This is a genomic window from Mycobacterium marseillense (genome assembly GCF_010731675.1).
Taxonomy (GTDB): Bacteria; Actinomycetota; Actinomycetes; order Mycobacteriales; family Mycobacteriaceae; genus Mycobacterium; species Mycobacterium marseillense.
Genome location: NZ_AP022584.1, coordinates 1,412,120 through 1,433,314 on the forward strand (window position 1 = coordinate 1,412,120; position 21,195 = coordinate 1,433,314).

Annotated in this window: 16 protein-coding genes; 8 read left to right on the plus strand and 8 right to left on the minus strand. The window is 68.2% G+C overall.

Annotated features, from left to right (window positions below):
* Positions 1 to 32: 32 nt before the first annotated feature.
* On the minus strand, positions 33 to 1,403 hold the full coding sequence (locus G6N26_RS06150) for a cytochrome P450 (protein WP_083016058.1): 1,371 nt from the start codon (positions 1,401 to 1,403) through the stop codon (positions 33 to 35).
* 44 nt (positions 1,404 to 1,447) lie between these two features.
* Positions 1,448 to 2,182 carry a hypothetical protein gene (locus tag G6N26_RS06155; protein WP_067174330.1) on the minus strand — a complete coding sequence of 245 codons (735 nt, stop codon included), beginning with the start codon at positions 2,180 to 2,182 and terminating at the stop codon, positions 1,448 to 1,450.
* Positions 2,183 to 2,551: 369 nt separating this feature from the next.
* Here G6N26_RS06155 and G6N26_RS06160 point away from each other — a divergent pair, with 369 nt between their 5' ends.
* Positions 2,552 to 2,797, plus strand: a complete 246-nt coding sequence (locus G6N26_RS06160; protein ID WP_067174333.1) for a hypothetical protein — start codon at positions 2,552 to 2,554, stop codon at positions 2,795 to 2,797.
* A gap of 78 nt (positions 2,798 to 2,875) precedes the next feature.
* On the opposite strand, the gene G6N26_RS26520 is transcribed toward G6N26_RS06160, so the two are convergent.
* Positions 2,876 to 3,112: a PaaI family thioesterase gene (locus G6N26_RS26520; protein ID WP_083016061.1), complete on the minus strand. Its 237-nt coding sequence runs from the start codon at positions 3,110 to 3,112 to the stop codon at positions 2,876 to 2,878.
* Between the two features lie 45 nt (positions 3,113 to 3,157).
* Positions 3,158 to 6,076 carry an excinuclease ABC subunit UvrA gene (uvrA, locus tag G6N26_RS06170; RefSeq protein ID WP_067174334.1) on the minus strand — a complete coding sequence of 973 codons (2,919 nt, stop codon included), beginning with the start codon at positions 6,074 to 6,076 and terminating at the stop codon, positions 3,158 to 3,160.
* 133 nt (positions 6,077 to 6,209) lie between these two features.
* Here uvrA and G6N26_RS06175 point away from each other — a divergent pair, with 133 nt between their 5' ends.
* Complete coding sequence (locus tag G6N26_RS06175) at positions 6,210 to 6,908, plus strand: MBL fold metallo-hydrolase (RefSeq protein ID WP_083016065.1); 699 nt, start codon at positions 6,210 to 6,212, stop codon at positions 6,906 to 6,908.
* A gap of 22 nt (positions 6,909 to 6,930) precedes the next feature.
* Here G6N26_RS06175 and G6N26_RS06180 read toward each other — a convergent pair whose 3' ends face one another.
* Complete coding sequence (locus G6N26_RS06180) at positions 6,931 to 7,374, minus strand: universal stress protein (protein WP_009954226.1); 444 nt, start codon at positions 7,372 to 7,374, stop codon at positions 6,931 to 6,933.
* A 284-nt stretch (positions 7,375 to 7,658) separates the two neighbouring features.
* On the opposite strand from G6N26_RS06180, the gene G6N26_RS06185 reads away from it, so the two are divergent.
* Positions 7,659 to 9,242, plus strand: a complete 1,584-nt coding sequence (locus tag G6N26_RS06185; protein ID WP_067174339.1) for a mannosyltransferase — start codon at positions 7,659 to 7,661, stop codon at positions 9,240 to 9,242.
* Positions 9,243 to 9,253: 11 nt separating this feature from the next.
* Here G6N26_RS06185 and G6N26_RS06190 read toward each other — a convergent pair whose 3' ends face one another.
* The 3 genes from G6N26_RS06190 to G6N26_RS06200 form a co-directional block, all read right to left on the minus strand.
* Complete coding sequence (locus G6N26_RS06190; protein ID WP_067174341.1) at positions 9,254 to 10,672, minus strand: MFS transporter; 1,419 nt, start codon at positions 10,670 to 10,672, stop codon at positions 9,254 to 9,256.
* A gap of 57 nt (positions 10,673 to 10,729) precedes the next feature.
* Positions 10,730 to 12,901, minus strand: coding sequence for an excinuclease ABC subunit UvrB (gene uvrB / locus G6N26_RS06195; RefSeq protein ID WP_067174349.1), 2,172 nt, complete (start codon positions 12,899 to 12,901; stop codon positions 10,730 to 10,732).
* A gap of 201 nt (positions 12,902 to 13,102) precedes the next feature.
* Positions 13,103 to 15,157, minus strand: coding sequence for a serine/threonine-protein kinase (locus G6N26_RS06200; protein WP_083016068.1), 2,055 nt, complete (start codon positions 15,155 to 15,157; stop codon positions 13,103 to 13,105).
* Between the two features lie 157 nt (positions 15,158 to 15,314).
* On the opposite strand from G6N26_RS06200, the gene G6N26_RS06205 reads away from it, so the two are divergent.
* From G6N26_RS06205 to G6N26_RS06225, 5 genes are all read left to right on the plus strand, one after another.
* Entirely contained in the window at positions 15,315 to 17,921 is a 2,607-nt protein-coding gene (locus G6N26_RS06205; RefSeq protein WP_232067538.1) for an ATP-binding cassette domain-containing protein, read from the plus strand.
* A 94-nt stretch (positions 17,922 to 18,015) separates the two neighbouring features.
* The gene (locus tag G6N26_RS06210; RefSeq protein ID WP_163648890.1) at positions 18,016 to 18,480 is read left to right on the plus strand and encodes a ribonuclease FAU-1 family protein; all 465 of its coding nucleotides are present in this window, start codon (positions 18,016 to 18,018) and stop codon (positions 18,478 to 18,480) included.
* Positions 18,477 to 19,475, plus strand: a complete 999-nt coding sequence (ligD, locus tag G6N26_RS06215; RefSeq protein WP_083016074.1) for a non-homologous end-joining DNA ligase — start codon at positions 18,477 to 18,479, stop codon at positions 19,473 to 19,475. The genes G6N26_RS06210 and ligD (G6N26_RS06215) overlap by 4 nt, the downstream gene beginning before the upstream one ends.
* Entirely contained in the window at positions 19,475 to 20,365 is an 891-nt protein-coding gene (gene ligD, locus G6N26_RS06220; RefSeq protein ID WP_083016078.1) for a non-homologous end-joining DNA ligase, read from the plus strand. Before ligD (G6N26_RS06215) ends, ligD (G6N26_RS06220) begins: the two co-directional genes overlap by 1 nt.
* A complete protein-coding gene (locus G6N26_RS06225) occupies positions 20,358 to 21,143 on the plus strand; it encodes an Fpg/Nei family DNA glycosylase (protein ID WP_083016082.1) in 786 nt (261 codons plus the stop codon). The genes ligD (G6N26_RS06220) and G6N26_RS06225 overlap by 8 nt, the downstream gene beginning before the upstream one ends.
* The last annotated feature ends 52 nt before the right edge of the window (positions 21,144 to 21,195 follow it).

Genomic DNA, 21,195 nt, shown 5'->3' on the forward strand with positions numbered 1-21,195 from the left:
GTGCGGCGCGCGGGCGTGGAACCGCATAAAGATCAGTGACGCAGTCGAATCGTGGCCCTGATCGGAGCGGCCGCGACCATGGTGAACGGAACTGCCAGCGGGAAGTCGCCCGAAAGGGAATCAATTTCGACGCGGCGAACGATGGTGGCCAACGCCAGAGTGGCTTCGAGCATTGCGAAGTGGTCTCCGATGCATGAGCGAGGCCCGCCTCCGAATGGAAGATATTGCCAACGGTCACGATCGCCGGCGTGTCCGGGGCTGAACCGGTCGGGATCGAACCGGAGCGCTTCATCCCATAAGGCCGGATCTGTCTGTACCGCCATTCGTCCGAATGCGAGCATGGTGCCGGCTTTAACGCGATAGCCACCGACCTCTACATCGCGGGACGCCATCCGGGTTCCGGTCGGCCCCGGCGGGCACAATCGCAGCGCTTCCTGCAGTACCTGGACCGTAAAGCCCAGCCGTGCAACGTCGTCGGGAGTGAGCTGGCCGTCACCGAGCGCGGCGGCTTCGGCCGCGACCCGCTCCTGGAAGTCGGGATGGCGGCCCAGCGCCCACAGCGCGTAGGTCAAGGTCGTCGCCGTGGTGTCGTGACCGGCGAACAGAAAGATGATCAACTCATCACGGATCTCGTCGTCCGACAATGCTTTCCCGGTTTCCGGATCAGTGGCTGCGATCAGCGCATGAACCAGCGGAGCCTCTCTGTCGTCATCGGCACGGCACGCTTGCAGAATCTCGTCAGCCAGCTGACGAATCGCTCCGGCGGCGCGCCGGGCGTGCCTCCGCGCAGGGGTCGGCATCCACTCGGGTGCGCGGATCGGCCGCAGCGCACGCCTCACCGCGTAGCTCGTCGCCACGCGCAGCGGCTCAGCGATGGCGTCGGAGCGCTCATCGAGGTCCAAGCCCAACACCGAGCGCCCCAACGCCCGCAATGTCAGCGTGCGGCACTGCTCATCCAGATCGATCTCGGTGCCCTCGTGCCACTTGCTGCAGACGACCTCCGCCGCCTCGGCCATGTGCCCACCGAACTGACGGACACGCTGCCGGGTAAACACCGGTTGCAGGGTGCGTCGCCGCGGCAGCCACTCGCTGTGCGGTAAGACGAACAGGTTTCCGCCGAGCAGCCGGCGAAGCTCGGTGGCCACCGTGCTGGTCTTATCGACCGAACCGTCTCTCACACTGACGATGTCGCGGATTCCTTGCGGGGATGTCGCCAATACGATCGGCGGGATCAACCACCGAGGCCCTAAGGTCACCCGGGTGACAGGCCCGCCAACATCGCGCAGTTTGTTCGTGCCGGTGTGAAATTCCCTGATCGCCTTAAGTCGCTCGCGATACGGAAGCGGGTTTTTCGGAGCCAACGGCAAAGCGGCCACGTCACGTTTGGACTCGGCGAGCGACACGACTCGACCCTAGAACACTTTCGCGGCCAACCGGAACCGCCTCGTCACGACGTCAGCTCTTCCAATGCCGAAAAGCGGCTAAGGATTTCGGCGTTCTCCGCGCACATCAGCTTGAATTGTCCGGGCTCGGCATGGGCGGAAAGGGTGCGACGATCCCACCACATCACTTTGGTCCGGTAGTTTTCATTCGGATAGGCCGCCGCCGGAACGCGTGCGGCCACGACGCCCCCGGAGGATTGCCACTGCTCCAGCACATGGGCCGCCGCGGTAGCCATCACAAATTGAGCGCCCAGTAGCGTCATCGTCGGCAGCGCCGTGCGGGCCAATACCCGGGAAAGCGACTGATTGCCATATTCGCGGGAATTGGCCCAGGCGCTTTTCACCTCCACGACGCCAAACGGAAGCCGGTTGGCGATCATATGACGCAACAGGGAAAGGCCGGGGCTGCCTTTCCACTCCACCAGGGCGTGGGAATCCTCCGGCGTACGCAATGGCCCCACGACGCGGGTGCCCCCGACCACGCGCCCCTGCGGATCCAGCGCGGCGAAGAACAGCGCCGTGTCCGCACCGTCCTGGATGGCGTCCACGTCGAGCACCCAATCCAACCCGTGCCGGCGATAGCTCTGCTGTGCGCCTTCGAGGTATTGATTCCACAGCGCGGGCTCCGCCCTGGGCGTGGAGGCGACGACCCAACATCCCGTCGCGTGATCGCGCCAGCCGGACGCAATGTCCGACCGCGGGGCATCAAACAGGCTTGCTTCGAGCTGAGCCGCTTCCATGGGTTTCCTCCACTATTAACCGTGCGATACGCACTATTTCTTGAACGCGCCTTGAATCGTTTCTCAATTCGACTCGCGACAAATAACCAAGGAGATTGTGGCATAACTAGCTAATGGCAGCCGCGCAGCGCGGGCGGAAATTTTCGACGGCGCTTGTTCACCGGCGCATGGGATTTGGCGGATGCGTCAGCTACTGTTCAGTAACCCGCGACCGCAACGGATTTACGGTTAACGCCGGTCGGGGCCAGAGCACCGGAAATGCAACGCGCAGCGACCAATCCGTCGCAAGCCGATACGAACATATTGCCCCCAAATCAACTGACAACGCGCGTTGCCGATTTCGGCCGCGCCGCGCAGTAACGTGGCGGCATGCCCGACGAACCCAGCGCCAAGGGCACCGCCGACGACGGATACGACGACGACGGTGTGCCGACCTTCGAGTCCGTGCGCGACAAGATCGAGGCCCGGTACGCGACGGCACAAGGTTCCGCCGAACTCGATGCGGAGTCACCCGAGGGACGGTCGGTCGAGGCCGAGTACGACGAACGCCGGCGCGCGGCGGCCGAGCGGCTGGCCCAGATCCGCGAGTCGATGCGACCGGACGGCGACGCGTGAGGGCGACGGACTGCGTCGCCGTTGAGGGGTTTTCCAGATGCCTTGCCCGGCAACGCTACTCGGGTCGTGCGATGGCGGTCATCGTAGCGAGGATGGTGGCCACGTGTTTGGCGTCGCGCCTCCGCTGATGGCATAGGCATCGCCCCGGCAGACCGTGAGGTCGCGACCGGGGCGCACGGCCTCGCCGCGGGCGCGCGGACGATCGCCAACGGCGGGAGCGAGCAGGTTGACCTTTAACTCGACCGTCAATACGACCATCCCCCGCGCCATGAGCGTGAACGCCGCGTAGCCGCACGCGCTGTCGAGGTGGGCGATGCCGACCCCGGCGTAGAAGGACCCGTCTTGATCGCGAAAGCGGGCTCAGGCGGTGGCTTTGCGGCGCCGGGTCGACCGGCGCGCGGGAGCGCTCGCCGGCGGCGCGCTGCGCCCGATGACCTCGGCGAGGAACTTGCCGGTGTAGCTCTCCGGCACCGCCGCGACGTCCTCCGGAGTGCCTTCCGCGACAACGGTTCCGCCCTCGGCGCCGCCTTCTGGCCCCATGTCGACGATCCAGTCCGAGGTCTTGATCACGTCCAGGTTGTGTTCGATGACGATGACCGTATTGCCTTTGTCGACAAGGCCGTTGATGACCTTGAGCAGCTTGCGGATGTCGTCGAAATGCAGCCCGGTGGTCGGCTCGTCGAGGATGTAGACGGTGCGGCCAGTGGAGCGCTTCTGCAGTTCGGCGGCCAGCTTGACGCGCTGCGCCTCGCCGCCGGACAGCGTCGGCGCGGGCTGGCCGAGCCGCACATAACCGAGGCCGACGTCGACCAGGGTGCGCAGGTAGCGGTGGATGCCGGTGATCGGCTCGAAGAACTCCGCCGCCTCCTCGATGGACATGTCCAGCACCTCGGAGATGGTCTTGCCCTTGTAGTGCACCTCGAGCGTTTCCCTGTTGTAGCGGGCGCCCTGACACACCTCGCACGGCACGTACACGTCGGGCAGGAAGTTCATCTCGATCTTGATGGTGCCGTCACCGGTGCACGCTTCGCAGCGGCCGCCCTTGACGTTGAACGAGAACCGGCCCGGTTGGTAGCCACGCACTTTGGCCTCGGTGGTGGCGGCGAACAGGGTGCGGATCTTGTCGAACACCCCGGTGTAGGTGGCCGGGTTGGACCGCGGCGTGCGGCCGATCGGCGACTGATCCACCCGCACCAGCTTGTCCAGGTGGTCCAGCCCGGTGACCCGGGTGTGGCGACCCGGGACCTGCCGGGCGCCGTTGAGCCGATTGGCCAGCACCGCCGCGAGGATGTCGTTGACCAGAGTCGACTTGCCGGAACCGGAGACGCCGGTCACCGACGTGAGCACGCCCAGCGGGAACGAGACGTCGATGCCGCGCAGGTTGTGCTCACGGGCGCCGACGACGGTGAGCTGACGCCGGCGGTCGACGGGACGCCGGATCGCCGGCATCTCGATGCTTTCCTTGCCCGACAGGTAGGCGCCCGTGATCGAGTCCTTGTTGGCCAGCAGCTCGCTGTAGGTGCCGCTGTGCACGATCTGGCCGCCGTGCTCGCCGGCCCGCGGGCCGATGTCCACGATCCAGTCGGCGTGCGCAATGGTGTCCTCGTCGTGCTCGACGACGATCAGCGTGTTGCCCAAACCCCTGAGGCGAGTGAGGGTTTCGATGAGGCGACGGTTGTCGCGCTGATGCAGCCCGATGGACGGCTCGTCGAGCACGTAGAGCACGCCGACCAGACCGGACCCGATCTGGGTGGCCAGCCGAATGCGTTGCGCCTCACCGCCGGACAGCGTGGCCGCCGCGCGGGACAGCGACAGGTATTCCAGCCCGACGTCGAGCAAAAAGCCCAGCCGCGACTGGATTTCCTTGAGCACCTGCCCGGCGATCGCCTGCTCGCGGGTACCCAGCGTGAGCGTGTTGAGGAAGTCGGCGCAGTCGGAGATCGACAGCTCACACACCTCGGCGATGGACTTCTTGCCGCGATTGCCCGCGCTCAGCGACACCGCCAGGATCTCCGGCTTAAGCCGGGTGCCCTCGCAGACCGGGCACGGGATGTCGCGCATGAAGCCCTCGTAGCGCTCCTTCATCTGCTCGGATTCGGTCTGCGCCATCTTGCGCTGCAAGAACGCCAGCACGCCCTCGAAATCGGCGTAGTACGAACGGGTCCGGCCGTACCGGTTGCGGTAGCGCACGTGCACCTGATGGTCGGAGCCCTCGAGGATCGCCTTGCGGGCCTTGGCCGGCAGCTTGCGCCACGGGGTGTCGACGTCGAAGCCCAGCTCGTCACCGAGCCCGGCCATCATCCGGATGAAGTACTCCGCGGTGTGGCCCGTCGACCACGGCGCCACCGCGCCCTCGGCCAAGGTGCGCTCGGGGTCTGGCACCACCAGGTCGGGGTCGACCTCCTTGCGGATGCCCAGGCCGCTGCACTCGGGGCAGGCGCCGTAGGGCGAGTTGAACGAGAACGACCGCGGCTCCAGGTCGTCGACGGCCAGCGCGTGCCCATTCGGACAGGCCAGCTTCTCGGAGAACCGCTGCTCGCGGTTGTGGGCGTCGTGTTCGTGATCGACGAATTCCAGCACCACAATGCCGTCGGCCAGGTTCAGCGCGGTCTCCACCGAGTCGGTGAGCCGCTGCTTGGCGCTGGCCTTGACGGTGAGGCGGTCCACCACCACCTCGATGTCGTGCTTCTCCTGCTTCTTCAGCTTCGGCGGGTCGGTCAACGGATGCACGACGCCGTCGACCCGGACCCGGCTGTAGCCCTGGGCGTTGAGCTTCTCGAACAGGTCGGCGAACTCGCCTTTGCGGGTGCGCACCACCGGCGCGAGCACCTGGAACCGGGTGCCCTCCGGCATCGCCAGCACCTGGTCGACGATTTGCTGCGGCGTCTGACGGGCGATGCGCTCGCCACACACCGGGCAGTGCGGGGTGCCCGCGCGGGCGTAGAGCAACCGCAGGTAGTCGTAGACCTCGGTGATGGTGCCGACCGTCGATCGCGGGTTGCGGTTGGTGGATTTCTGGTCGATGGACACCGCCGGGGACAGGCCCTCGATGAAGTCCACGTCCGGCTTGTCCATCTGCCCGAGGAACTGGCGGGCGTAGGCCGACAGGGACTCCACGTAGCGCCGCTGGCCCTCGGCGAAAATCGTGTCGAAGGCCAGCGACGATTTGCCCGACCCCGACAGACCGGTGAAGACGATCAGCGCGTCGCGGGGCAGGTCGAGGTCGACGCCGCGCAGGTTGTGCTCGCGGGCGCCCTTGATGATCAGACGGTCAGCCAACGCTGCCCCTCTCAGGAACTCTCTGCTACATCTCCGTTGCCGCAACGCCGATCCCGGGTCGGGGTTGCGCACGGCGCATTCCATGCTATGTGCCCATACCGACAAGCAGCGGGTGACCAGTAACGTGGCCGCTATGACTGCCCAGGACGGCCCCACTGACAAGCTTGTCGACACCTACACGGGACACGTCGACCCTGGTACCGCGGCCCGCCGGACCCTACCCGGCGCCACGATCATAAAGGCGTCGGTGGGCCCCATGGACAACAATGCGTATCTGGTGACATGTTCCGCCACGGGCGAAACCCTGCTCATCGACGCCGCCAACGATGCCGACGACCTGATCAGCCTGATCCGGCAGAACACACCGAAGGTATCGCTGATCGTGACCAGCCATCAGCACTTCGATCACTGGCAGGCGCTGGACGCCGTGGCGAAGGCGACCGGCGCGCCGACCGCGGCCAACGAAATCGACGCCGAGGCGCTGCCGGTCACGCCGGACCGTTTGCTGGCGGGCGGTGACACCGTGCAGATCGGCGAGCTCAGCTTCGACGTCATCCACCTGCGCGGGCACACCCCCGGATCAATCGCGCTGGCCCTCGACGGACCCGCCACCGGCGGGGTCACCCAGCTGTTCACCGGCGACTGCCTGTTCCCGGGGGGCGTCGGCAAGACATGGCAGCCCGGCGATTTCGATCAGTTGCTCGACGACGTCACCACCCGGGTCTTCGACGTCTACGACGACTCGACGGTCATCTACCCCGGCCACGGCGACGACACGGTTTTGGGTGCCGAACGCCCCCACCTGAGCGAGTGGCGCGCGCGGGGCTGGTAGAGCCGCACCCCGCGGGAGGGCGCTACGTCGTGGTGTGCACGATCAGGACGTCGGTCTTGGCCCGTCGCGAGACGTTGGCCGGCACCGATCCCAGCAGCCGGCCGGCGATGGTGCTCAGGCCGACGTTGCCGACCACGAGCAGGTCGGCCTGCTCTTCCTCAGCGAGGTGGACCAGGGCATCGACCGGCGCCCCCACGATCGGGCGCTCGTCGATGTTTTGCGCGCCGGCGGCCTGGGCGCGGTCCTTGGCGTCGCGCAAAATCGCGTAGATCGGCGCAGTGCCCGAAACCTTGTAGCTTTCGTCCCGGAGGGCGTCGGCGGCCCGGGCGTCCTCATGTTGCGGCAAGTACGCCGAGGCCACGATCAGCTTGGCGTCCGGCCCGGCGATCTGCGCCGCCTTCTCTACCGCACGCATCGATGAGTCCGAGCCATCGGTTCCTACCACCACAGTCCGATAGGCGCCCATTTACCCTCCCAGTGTCGGTTGGTCAGCCAACCCAAGACAGTATCGCGTTTGCTCGATGCCGTGGCGAAAGATTTGCGACACAGTGCGTCGCGGCGCAGCCGCAATTTGCGGCGCCTGGCTGGGCCAACGGACAATATCGACAATGACAAAACAATCGAATGCCCGGGGCGGCGACGGAAAGCATTGCATTGCCCCGCTTTTCGTCAATACGGACGCGAACTGCGAATGCGGCGGGGGCTATTTGTGACCGGTTCGGCCGAGCGCGCCCTACAGTAACAAGCATCATGTCCATGCCCACCCTCGAGCCGATTTTCGAGCCGCGCGCCGGGGATGTTGCCGATAAACCCGTCGCCGCGCGCCCCCGCGGCAGGTTGCTCGATCCGTGGGCGATCGCCCTGTTCGCCACCGCCGTCAGCGCCGCCTGGGCGTGCCGGCCGTCGCTGTGGTTCGACGAGGGGGCCACGATCTCGGCGGCGGCGAGCCGGACGTTGCCCGAGCTGTGGCGGCTGCTGGGGCACATCGACGCCGTCCACGGGGCGTATTACCTGGTGATGCACGGTTGGTTTGCCCTGTTTCCGCCAACCGAATTCTTCTCGCGGCTGCCCAGCGCGCTGGCGGTGGGCGCCGCCGCCGCCGGGGTCACGGTGTTCACCAAACAGTTCGCGACGCGGCCGACGGCGGTGTGCGCGGGCGTCGTCTTCGCCATCCTGCCCCGCACGACGTGGGCCGGTATGGAGGCGCGTTCGTACGGCTTCGTGGCGGCCGCGTCGGCGTGGCTGACGGTGTTGTTCGTGGCCGCCGTCCGGCGCAACCGGCCCCGCTGGTGGATCGGGTACGCGCTGGGATTGATGCTGTCGATCCTGCTCAACGTCAACCTGGTGCTGCTGGTACCCGTGTTCGGCGCGATCCTGCCCCTGCTGCTCCCCGCGGGCTCCCGCAAGTCCCCGGTCTCGTGGTGGGCCGCCAGCTCGGCCGTCGCGGTCGGGGCGATGATCCCGTTCGCGGTGTTCGCCCACGGCCAGGTGTGGCAGGTCGGCTGGATCTACCCGGTGAGCTGGCATTACGCATTCGACATCATCCTGCGGCAGTACTTCGACCACAGCGTCGCCTTCGCCGTGCTGAGTGCCGTTGTGATCGTCGCCGCGACGGCGGCCCGGCTGGCGGGCGCGCCCGCCCCGGCCGGCGACCCGCGCCGGCTGTTGATCCTGTGTGCGGTGTGGATGGTCGTCCCGACCGCGCTCGTCGTCATCTATTCGGCCGTCAGCGAGCCGATCTACTACCCGCGCTACCTGATCTTCACCGCGCCCGCGATGGCCATCGTCCTGGCCGTGTGCATCGCCACGCTCGCCCGGAGGCCCTGGCTGATGGTCGGCGCGGTGCTGCTGTTCGGCGTCGCCGCGGTGCCGAATTACCTGTTCGTCCAGCGCTGGCCGTATGCCAAGGAGGGGTGGGACTACAGCCAGGTCGCCGACCTGATCGGCTCGCATGCCGCCCCCGGCGACTGCCTGATGGTGGACAACACCGTGCCGTGGCGGCCCGGGCCGATCCGGGCGCTGCTGGCGACCCGGCCGGCGGCGTTTCGGTCGCTGATCGACGTCGAGCGCGGCGTGTACGGCCCGACGGTCGGCTCGCTGTGGGACGGTCACGTCGCCGTCTGGCTGACCACGGCCAAAATCAACAAATGCTCCACGATCTGGACCATCACCAATAAAGATGCGTCGCTGCCCGACCACCAATCGGGACACTCGCTGCCACCCGGCAGCGCATTCGGGCGCGCCCCGGCATACCGATTCCCGGGCTACCTCGGGTTCCACATCGTCGAGCGCTGGCAATTCCATTACTCGCAAGTGGTCAAGTCCACGCGGTAAGTGCCGACGGCTCAGCCCACGTTGGCAACCGGCCGGGCCTGGCGCGTGGCCCGGGTCGCCGCGTACGACACCGCCACACCGGCGGCGCTCAGCGCGGTGAACACCGTGAACAGCAGGTGAGCCGCGACCGCCTCGCCGCCGGTGGCGGTGTTGACGACGACCCCGGCCAGCCCGGCGCCGATCGCCGCGGAGGTCAGCTGGACGGTGTTGATCGCCGCCGAGGCCGCGCCGCCTTCGGCCGGATCGTTGACGCAAGCCATCGCGCGGGCCGACAGGTGCGGCCAGGCCATCCCGATGCCGACGCCGGCGACCAGTAGGGCTACCGCCCACAGGGCGGCGGTGCCATTGGACGCGTCGCCGCGCCGGGCCACCGCCCCCAGCGCCAGTCCGGACGCGGCCACCAGGGGCGCCACCATGACCACCCGCCCGATCGTGCGCGGGTTTTCCAGGGAGGCGCTGACGATTTCGCTGACCGTCCAGCCGAGGGCCAGGGCCGCGCCCAGGAAGCCGGCGGCGATCGGCGTCAGGTGGGCCAACCGCTGCCCGAACAGCGGCACATAGGTGTTCACCATCGCCGCACCCATCAGGACGCCCATCGTGAGGTAGATCCACTTCAACGGCCCGGGCGAGAACACGCTGGGCGGCAGGATGGCGGCGTGCATGCGCCAGTCGACGACCACGAACAGGCCGACCAGCAGGATGCCGGCGGCGAGCAGCCCGTACGTCGCGACGGTGTTGCGGGGAATCTGCGCGACGCTGACGGCCAGCGCGGCCACACCGATGATCAGCAGCGACCACACGGGCACCTTCATCCGCGGGATGCCGTTCGTCGGGTTGACGCGGGCCAGCGCGACCGGCACCAGCAGGGCCATCAAGACGGTCAGGACGGCCATCGCGACAAAGGCCCAACGCCAGATCCCCAACTGGGCGAACAGGCCGCCGGTCGTCGGCCCCACCACCGTCGCGACGCCCCACATCGCCGACACCAGCGCCGAGCCCCGCGTCCACAGCCAGCGAGGCAGCGCGGAGTTGATCACCGCGTAGCCCAGCCCGGCCAGCAAGCCCCCGGCCACCCCCTGCATCGCGCGCCCAGCAATCAAAACGTGCATGGTGGGCGCGGTCGCGCAAACCAGGCTGGCGACGCCGAACACGGCGAGTCCGAACAAATACGACGTCCGCGCCCCCACGCGCAGCAGCATCGGATTGACCATCGTCGCCGCGACCACAGACCCGACCAGGTACAGCGTCGTCACCCACGCATAAAGCCGGCTGCCGCCGATCTCGGCGATGGTGTTCGGCAACAAGCTCGTGGTCAGGAACTCGTTGGTGGCGTAAAGCGCTACCCCTCCGGCCAGCAGGATGGACGTCCTCAGATACCGGGCGCCCAGCAGCTCTCGCCAGCCGCCGGTGATAGTCGCCGCGTCGGTCACCCCTCTACCGTATGGGGTGTCGCCCGGTCAGCCGCCGGAGATCGGTTGCCAGCAAACTCATTTCAGGCCGGCGGCGTCCATCCCGCGCAGTTCCTTCTTGAGGTCGGCGATCTCGTCCCGGAACCGCGCCGCCAGCTCGAACTGCAAGTCACGGGCGGCGGCCATCATCTGCGCGGTGAGGTCCTTGATCAGGTCGGCCAATTCGGCGCGGGGCATGCTGGTCGTGTCGCGGCCCTCGAACACCCCGGCGCTGACGGCACGGCCCGGCTCCCCCTGCGCGCGCCGGCCGCGCGACGCATTGCGGCCTGACCCGCCGATCTCCACCGTTTCGCTATCGTCGGCCTCGCGATAGACCTGGTCGAGGATGTCGGCGATCTTTTTGCGCAGCGGTTGCGGATCGATCCCGTTGGCCTCGTTGTAGGCGACTTGCTTCGCCCGGCGCCGCTCGGTCTCGTCGATCGCCTCCTTCATCGAGTCGGTGATCGTGTCGGCGTACATGTGCACTTCGCCGGAGACGTTGCGGGCGGCGCGGCCGATGGTCTGGATCAGACTGCGCGCTGATCGCAGGAAACCCTCCTTGTCGGCATCCAGGATGGCCACGAGCGACACCTCGGGCAGGTCCAGGCCCTCGCGCAGCAGGTTGATGCCGACCAGCACGTCGTACTCGCCGAGCCGCAGCTGACGCAGCAACTCCACCCGGCGCAGCGTGTCGACCTCCGAGTGCAGATAGCGCACCCGGATGCCCATCTCGAGCAGGTAGTCGGTGAGGTCCTCGGCCATCTTCTTGGTGAGCGTCGTGACCAGCACCCGCTGGTCGGCGTCGGTGCGCTTGCGGATCTCGCCGATCAGGTCGTCGATCTGGCCCTTGGTCGGCTTGACCACTACTTTCGGGTCCACCAGGCCGGTGGGCCGGATGACCTGCTCGACGAACTCGCCGCCGGACTGGCTGAGCTCGTAGGGACCCGGGGTGGCCGACAGGTACACCGTCTGGCCGATGCGGTCGGCGAACTCCTCCCACGTCAGCGGGCGGTTATCGCACGCCGACGGCAACCGGAATCCGTATTCGACCAGGTTTCGCTTGCGCGACATGTCGCCCTCGTACATGCCGCCGATCTGGGGCACGGTGACATGCGACTCGTCGATGACCATCAGGAAGTCTTCGGGGAAATAGTCCAGCAGGGTCGCCGGCGGCGAGCCCGGGCCCCGGGCGTCGATGTGGCGCGAGTAGTTCTCGATGCCCGAGCAGAACCCGACCTGGCGCATCATCTCGATGTCGTAGTTGGTGCGCATCCTCAGCCGCTGCGCCTCGAGCAGCTTGCCCTGGCCCTCCAGCTCGGTCAGCCGGGCGGCCAGTTCCTCTTCGATCGTCGAGATGGCGTGGGCCATCCGCTCGGGGCCGGCCACGTAGTGGGTGGCCGGGAAGATGCGCAGCGAGTCGACCTGGCGGATCACGTCGCCGGTCAGGGGGTGCAGGTAGTAGAGCGCCTCGATCTCGTCGCCGAAGAACTCGATGCGCACGGCCAGCTCTTCGTAGGACGGGATGATCTCCACGGTGTCGCCGCGCACCCGGAACGAGCCGCGGGTGAAGGACAGGTCGTTGCGGGTGTACTGGACGTCGACCAGCAGCCGCAGCAGCCCGTCCCGGGGCACCTCGGTGCCGACCCGCAGCTCCACCGAGCGGTCCAGGTAAGACTGCGGGGTGCCCAGGCCATAGATGCATGACACCGACGCGACCACGACCACGTCGCGGCGCGACAGCAGTGACGACGTCGCGGAGTGCCGCAGGCGCTCGACGTCGTCGTTGATCGAGCTGTCCTTTTCGATGTAGGTGTCGGTCTGCGCGATGTACGCCTCAGGCTGGTAGTAGTCGTAGTACGACACGAAGTACTCAACGGCGTTGTGCGGCAACATCTCCCGCAGCTCGTTGGCCAGCTGGGCGGCCAGCGTCTTGTTGGGAGCCATCACCAGGGTCGGCCGCTGCAGCCGCTCGATGAGCCAGGCGGTGGTGGCCGACTTCCCCGTCCCGGTGGCGCCGAGCAGCACCACGTCGCGCTCCCCCGCGTTGATCCGGCGCTCCAGCTCCTCGATGGCCGCCGGCTGGTCCCCGGCGGGATCGTGCGGGCTGACCACTTCGAAGCGGCCGCCGGCGCGCACCAACCCCGCCACGGCCTCTTCGGCCGGGCGATATTCCGAATGAGCGACTACCGGATGTTCGGTGGCAAATGCCATGCCACCAGGGTAGAGGCGATCACCGACAAGTGCGTTGGAGCTGGTCTGATCGCTGGCCGCGCCTGCGCCGAACCACATCGGTCACCTGCGTACCAAAGGGAAGGACACAGTGATGCCCCAACGCGCTAGCGGATGCGATAGCGGGTTCAAACGTCACCTACTGGTCCCCGGAGGTTGACCGTCCCGCGCGCCCTTCCCCGGCTATCCCGCGGGCCGCGTCCATGTCCGGGTGACCGGGTCGCATTGCAGCAGGTAGCCGTCGCTCGAGGTGCTCATGGCGAACACCGAGGTGCCCGGCCGGTCACAGGAGCCGCCCGCCGCGTGCACGCCCATCGTGATGGGGGCCTTGGCCCAGCTGCTGCCCTCGCACACGATCTGCTCGTTGTTGGTCGGGTCGTAGGCGACCTTGCCGACGTCGGCGCATACCCCACCGAGCACGGGCGGCGCCGGCGCGGACGCGGTGGTCGAGGTACTGATGACCTGGGTGGGGTCCGCGAGCGTGACCCCGGCCGGCGCGGCCCCCGACCGGGTGGCCACCACCGGCACGCGGACCACCGCTCCCTGGGCGCCGCACTCATTGCTGAGCACGGTCTCGGTCTCCGTGCCGCGCAGCGTGCCGTCGGCCTGCGGCGCCAGCGACCAGGCGACGGTTTCCTGCTGGGTCGCCGGGACGTGTCCGTTCGGCAGGGTGCAGCCCACGCGCAGCTGCTCGGGCGCCCCCTGCCAATAGCCGCCCACGTAGCGCAGGGTGTCGGCCTGGCCGCCGTCGGTGGTGCTGGCGAGTTGGTGGGTGGTCTCGTCCAGCTGGGTCCCGGTGGCCGCGCACCCGTTCGTGGTGCAGGCCGACCGGAACGCCCACCAGTCGGTGGCGGCTCCCCCATGCCGGACGCCGATGCCGTTGGTGGTCCGCTTGGCCTGGTCATAGTCCAGCCGGTAGGTCCCGTTCAGCGCCGGTCCCCCCGCGGTGGGCGCGGCGCTCGCAGCGGGGACGGACGGTTTGGACGCGAGCGCGGGGTTGGGCGACGGCGTGGTGGGCTCGAACGAGTACAGGATCGACCAGGTCGCCGCGACGGCGACGAGCACCGCGCACACCAGCCCCGCCGCCCACCGGCTTTTCGACGAGAACCGGTGGTTCAACGCCGCAAGGGTGGTGCCGGGTCCGCGGCGGCGGGGCGGCGTCAAAGGTGCGGTGCGGGCTCGGGTTTCGGTGGATTGCTCACTGACGGCCGTGGCGAACGCGCGGCACCGCGCGAACCTGTCCTCGGGTCGTTTGGCGAGCGCCGTCGAGAACACGTCGTCGAGTCCCGCCAGCTCCGGCCGAAAGTCGCTGAGCCGGGGAGGCTCTTCGTGCAGGTGCTGGCTGATCACCGCGATCGGGTTGGAATGCTGAAACGGTGGCGCGCCGGTGAGTAGATGGAAAGCCGTTGCGGCCAAAGCGTATTGGTCCGCCCGCCCGTCGATGGGAGCACCCGCAAGCTGCTCGGGCGCGGCGTAGGCCACGGTGCCCACCGCGACATTGGTTTCGGTGATGCCGCTGACATCGCCGAGGTGACGAGCGACACCGAAGTCCGCCAACAGGATTCGGCGTTCCCCGTCGTCAGGATGGGTGAGCAGGATGTTGGCGGGCTTGACGTCGCGGTGCAGCAGGCCACGGTCGTGCGCGTAGTCCAGCGCGCCCGCGACCGCGTGCACGATGGCGCACACCTCGTCGACCGGCATGCCCTCGGGGTGGCCCTCCTTGACCAACCGCGACGCGTCGGTGCCCTCGACATAATCCATCGAGATCCACAGGTGGCCGTTGAAGGCGCCACGGTCGTGGACGCCGACGATATGGGGATGCCACAGCGTCGCCGCGAGATCGGCTTCCCGGTTGAACCTTTCGCGAAACTCGGGATCGGCCGTCACCGCCTCGGCGAGGACTTTGATCACGTCGCGGCGCGGCAGCCGGGGATGCAACGCCAGGTAGACCTCGGCCATGCCACCGGCGCCCAGTTGGCGCAAGATCGTGTAGCCGGCGAACGAGCTGCCATTTCCGACCGCCACGCGCGGCGTGCTGGAGTCGCTGTCTGGTTGCGGCGCTTGCGGTTCCGCGTTCGGCGCGGAACTCACCGGCGGTATCCCGCGAAACAGCTGCCCGATCGGCATCGCGGGCAACGACTGAAAACCCGCGCGCAGGGCGTCACGGGCCTGGCGCGGGTTGCTCAGCAGTCGTCGCCCGGCGCCGATGCGCCGGGTCGTTCGCTTGTGCTCATCCATCAATGCCTTGGCCCCCTCCGTTCGAATAATGCCGCACGGCAGTAGGTGATTCGAATCCGCCGGCTATGAAAGCGCTATGAATAGCCGCGCCAGAAACAAAGGGAAGTCACAGCCGGATCTCATAGAGGCACGGCCGGGGCGGGCCGATACTTGAGTGGTGACTCGACCCGCCCCGCCTCTGTTGACCATTCGGCACGACGGGTCCCAACGATCGTTCGCGGCCGGACACGAAGTGGTCGTCGGACGCGACGCGCAGGCCGACGTGCGGATCGCCGATCCGCGAATCTCGCGGGCGCATCTGATCCTGCGTTTCGATCAAGGCCGCTGGCTGGCAATCGATAACGGCTCGCTGAACGGGACCTATCTGAACGGCTACCGGATGCCGGTCATCGACATCCACGACGGGCAGAGCATTCACGTCGGCAACCCCCGAGGCCCCCACCTGACCTTCGCGATCGGGCCCCGGCAGGGCCAGGCGACCCGCCCGGCCCGCACCCGGCCCAGCCACGATTCCGGGCCGCCGACCCTGGCGTGGTCCGCGCTTGGCGAGCAAACGAATCCGACGCCTCATCGACCCCCACCGGGCCGGGGCGGTCCGCACGGCCCCCGGGCTCGCCCCGGGCCACCACCGCCACGCGTCGCGCCGCCACCGGCGCGCGGCGCACCAGCGGAGGAACTGACCGTCATCGATCCCGGCTCGCCCGCGAGGTTTCGGGCCGCTCCGGCAACGGAATTCACGGTGATCGACGCCAAGACCGCCGACGTGTCGAACCTGGCGACGCGTTTTGTGAGATTGCTCTCGCCGCGCGCGTCATCGGCCGCGGGCACGGCCGGCACCATGACCATCGGGCGCGCCCCCGAAAACGACGTCGTCGTCTCCGACGTGCTGGCCTCGCGCCAGCACGCGACCCTGGTGCCCACGCCGCTGGGCACCGAGATCCGGGACACCAGCGTCAACGGCACGTTCGTCAACGGCACCCGGGTCGGGTCGGCGATCTTGTCCGAGGACGACGTCGTCACCATCGGCAACGTCGACCTGGTGTTCCGTGGCGGCGCGCTCACCCAGCGCAGCGAGGCCGCGACGCGTGGCGGCGGCCTCGAGGTGCGCAACGTCAAGTACGTCGTCGACAACGGCAAACAACTCGTCGACGACATCTCGCTGACCGCGCGTCCCGGCACCCTGACCGCCGTCATCGGCGGGTCGGGCGCCGGGAAGAGCACCCTGGCCAGGCTGATCGCCGGCTACACCACCCCCAGCTCGGGCTCAGTGACGTTCGAGGGACACGACATTCACGCCGAGTACGCGTCCCTGCGCAGCAGGATCGGCATGGTGCCCCAAGACGACGTCGTGCACCGCCAGCTGACCGTCAATCAGGCGCTGGGCTACGCCGCCGAGCTGCGGCTGCCGCCCGACACCAGCAAGTCCGACCGCGCCCAGGTCGTCGCCCAGGTGCTCGAGGAACTCGACCTGACCAAGCACGCCGACACCCGCGTCGACAAGCTGTCGGGCGGGCAGCGCAAACGCGCCTCGGTGGCGCTCGAACTGCTGACCGGGCCGTCGCTGCTGATCCTCGACGAGCCCACCTCGGGCCTGGACCCCGCGCTGGACCTGCAGGTCATGACCATGCTGCGCCAGTTGGCCGACGCCGGTCGCGTCGTGCTGGTGGTGACCCACTCGCTGTCCTACCTGGACGTCTGCGACCAGGTGCTGCTGATGGCCCCCGGCGGCAAGACCGCCTACCGCGGTGCGCCCGAACAGATCGGCGACGCAATGGGGACCACCAACTGGGCCAAGATCTTCACCCAGGTCGGTGCCGACCCCGAGGAAGCCAACCGCCGTTTTCTGGAACAGAGCGAGGCCCAGAAGCGGCCCGCAAAGCCGTTGTCGGACAAGGCCGATGAGCCGAGCGGCCTCGGTGAGCCGGTGCACACCAGCGTGCGACACCAGATCTCCACCGTCGCACGACGGCAGTTCCGCCTCGTCGTCGCCGACCGCGCCTACTTCGTCTTTTTGGCGCTGCTGCCCTTCATCTTGGGCTCACTGTCTTTGACCGTCCCGGGCAGCAACGGGTTTCACGCGCCCGCGCCGAACGCGGGAACACCCGACGAGGCCGCGCAGATACTCGCCCTGCTGATGCCGGCCGCGGCATTCATGGGCACCGCCTTGACCATTCGCGACCTGGTCGGCGAACGGGCCATCTTCCAGCGGGAACAGGCGGTCGGCCTGTCGACCACCGCCTACCTGCTGGCCAAGTCCGCGGTGTTCTGCGCGTTCGCCGTCCTGCAGTCGGCGATCGTCACCGCGATCGTGGTGGCCGGCAAGGGCGCACCGGCGCGCGGGGCAAATCTGTTCGGCCACTCCACGATCGGGGCCACCGTCGAACTGTTCGCCACCGTCGCCGCGACGTGCGTCGCCTCGGCCATCCTGGGCCTGGCCATCTCGTCGCTGGTGCGCTCCAGCGAGCAGATCATGCCGCTGTTCGTGGTGACGGTAATGGCGCAGTTGGTGCTGTGCGGGGGCATGGTGCCCGTCACCGGCCGGCTCGGCCTGAACCAGCTGTCGTGGGCGATGCCGGCGCGCTGGGGCTACGCCGCCGCCTCGTCGACGGTGGACCTGCGGCACCTGGTGCCCGATTCGCTGCTGTCCCAGGACCGGTTCTGGCAGCACACGCCGAAGACCTGGCTGCTCGACATGGCCATGCTGGCCGCGCTGTCGCTGTTGTATGCCGGCTTTGTGCGGTGGAAGATCCGGTTGCGCCGGTAGGGTGACATCATTCAGGAGGAACAGCGAGATTCATCCACCGAAACACGAGACGTTCGACCTAGTGGGCCGCACCAACACCGATCCCAAGGGCATCGTGCGGGCCGTGGACGAGTACGCGGTGCATCCCTGGGGTCTCTACGTCGCCCGCCCCACCCCAGGCCGCGCCCAGTTCCACTACCTCGAGTCGTGGCTGCTGCCGTCGCTGGGCCTGCGGGCCACGGTCTTTCACTTCAACCCCGGCCATGAACGCGGCCATGACTACTACCTGGATGTGGGCGAATACACGCCGGGCCCAAAGGTGTGGCGCTCCGAGGATCATTACCTCGACATCGAGGTCCGCACCGGCGTCGGTGCGGAACTGACCGATGTCGACGAGCTGCTCGATGCGGTCCGCCACGGCCTGCTGACGCCCGAGGTCGCGGAGCTGGCGGTCCGGCGCGCCGTGGCCGCCGTGGACGGATTGGCCTGCAGTCGCTATGACCTGTCCCGGTGGCTGGCCGGCGAGGGCATGGAGCTCAGCTGGCGCCGACGCACCGCTCCACCCGGCAGTACGTCATGACGGACTTCGCGCACCTGCCCGGCGCGGTGCGCGAGGAACTGTACGACGAGCCCGTGCCCGACTGGTACTCGCCCACGCTGGCCACCCTCACCGAAGACCGGTTTTCCGATCCGCACTGGATCTTCGAGCGCAAGTTCGACGGCATGCGCTGCCTGGCGTTCCGCGACGGCGATCGGGTGCACCTGTTGTCGCGAAATCGTCAGCCGCTCAACGGAACCTATCCCGAGTTGGTGGATGCGCTTGCCGCCCAACCCGTCACGAGGTTCGTTCTGGACGGCGAGGTGGTGGCCTTCGACGGCCGACGGACCAGCTTCGCCCGGCTGCAGGGACGGCTGGGCCTGACCGACCCCGACGTGGCCCGGGCGTCGCCAGTGCACATCTTCTTCTACGTCTTCGATCTGCTGCATCTCGACGGCAAATCCACCGTGGCGGTGCCGCTCCTCTGGCGAAAACGGCTGCTGCGCAAGGCCATCGACTTCGCCGATCCGCTGCGCTATGCGCCACACCGAGTCGGAGACGGCATCGCGGCCTACCGGCGCGCATGTGAGCGCGGCGACGAGGGCGTGATTGCCAAGCGAGCTGACTCCACCTACCAGAGCGGTCGCTCGAAGAACTGGCTGAAGTTCAAATGCGTACGCGATCAGGAGTTCGTGGTGGGCGGCTATACCAGCCCCAAGGGCAGTCGAGTGGAGTTGGGCGCCCTGATGCTCGGCTACTACGAGGGCGGCGATCTGATCTACGCGGGCAAGGTCGGCACCGGATTCGACGACGCCACGCTGCGCCGCCTGCACGCGCGCCTGGCGCCGATCACCCGGGACTCGCCGCCGTTTGCCCGCGGTTTGGTGCGCGAAGCCGGGGCGCACTGGGTATCCCCGGAGATGGTGGTTCAGATCGGGTTCAGCGAGTGGACGCGCGATGGCAAGTTGCGCCATCCGCGCTACCTCGGTCTGCGCACCGACAAGGAGCCCGGTGACGTGGTGCGGGAGACGCACTGATGCCCCGCGTCGACGTCGAGATCACCCACCCGGACCGAGTGCTGTTTCCCGCCGACGGCATCACGAAACGCGATCTGGCCGCCTACTACGACCAGGTGGCCGACACGATGTTGCCGCACCTGCGGGACCGGGCCCTCAACGTGCAGCGCTATCCCCGCGGCATTGCCGAAACCGGGTTCATCCAGCAAGATTTCGCCGATTCGCTACCGGACTGGATGAGCAGCGTCCGGGTGTCCAAGGAAGGCGGCACCGTAGCGCATCCGGTCGTGCAACGCCGCGAGGCGCTGCGCTGGCTGGCCAATCAAAGCTGCATCACCTTGCACATGTGGCAGTCGCGTCGAGGCCGGCTGGACAACCCCGACCGGCTCGTTGTCGATCTCGACCCGGCCGACAGCGACTTCGCAGTGGTGCGGGCGACCGCTCGCGCCACGGCCGGCGTGCTCGGGGACCTGGGCCTGACGTGCTACGTCCAGACCACCGGCTCGCGGGGGCTGCACGTCGTGGTTCCCTTGCGCGCCGACACCGACTTCGACACCACCCGCCAGTTCGCCCGCGACGTCAGCGAAGTGATCGCCGCCGACGATCCCGCGCATCGCACCGTGGAGGCGCGCAAGAACAAGCGCGACGGGCGGGTATACCTCGACATCATGCGAAACGCCTACGCACAGACGGCGGTCGCGCCGTATTCGGTGCGGGCCCGCAACGGCGCGCCGGTAGCCACACCGCTGGAATGGGACGAATTGGACACCAAGGGGTTGCGGGCCGACCGGTTCACCATCCGAGACCTCCCGAAACGGCTTGCCGGACAACCCGACCCGTGGGCGAACATGTCGAGGCACGCCCGCTCACTGGCCGGCCCACTGCGGCGATTGGCGAAGCTGCGTGCCTGAACTGCCCGACGTGGAAGGGTACCGGCGGCAACTGGCCGCCACCCTGCCGCGGCGGCGAATCCGGGGCGTGCGGGTGCACGATCCCGGGATCCTGCGCAACACCACCGCACCAACGCTCGCGCGCCGGCTGACCGGTCACCGCTTCTCCGGCCCACGCCGGCACGGCAAGTGGCTGGTGCTGCCCACGGACGGCCCGGCGCTGCTGATCCACAGCGGCATGACCGGCCGCCCCTACTACGCCGCCGACGGGGCCACCCACGACCCCTACGAGCGGCTGCTGGTGACGCTGGACGAGGGCGAGCTGCGCTACGCCGACCTCCGCAAGTTACGCGGGGTGTGGCTGGCCGACGATGCCGACGACATCGGGCACATCACCGGCCCGCAGGGCCCCGACGCGTTGGGCCTGGACCTGCGCGAATTCCGAGCGCTGCTGGCCTCGCGGTCCACCCGGTCGCGGCAGCTCAAACCCACGCTGATGGACCAGGCGGTGATCGCCGGCCTCGGCAACCTGCTGGTCGACGAAATCTGCTGGCGGGCCAGAATCCGGCCCACCATGGCGGTCGCGGAACTAGGTGACGACGACGTGAAGGCTCTGCACGCCGCGATGACGCGGGTGCTGCGCACGGCGGTGCGACACGGCCGGGTGCCGGGCTTGCCGCGCTGGCTCACCCGGGCGCGCGACGAGCCCGACCCCCGCTGCCCGCGCTGCGGCACGCCGCTCGAGCGTGCCCGGGTGGGCGGCCGGGCGACGCTGTGGTGCCCGCGCTGTCAGCCCTAGCGCACTCCAGCGCAAACCATCTGGTTCGCACATCACGCTGGTTGTAATGTCA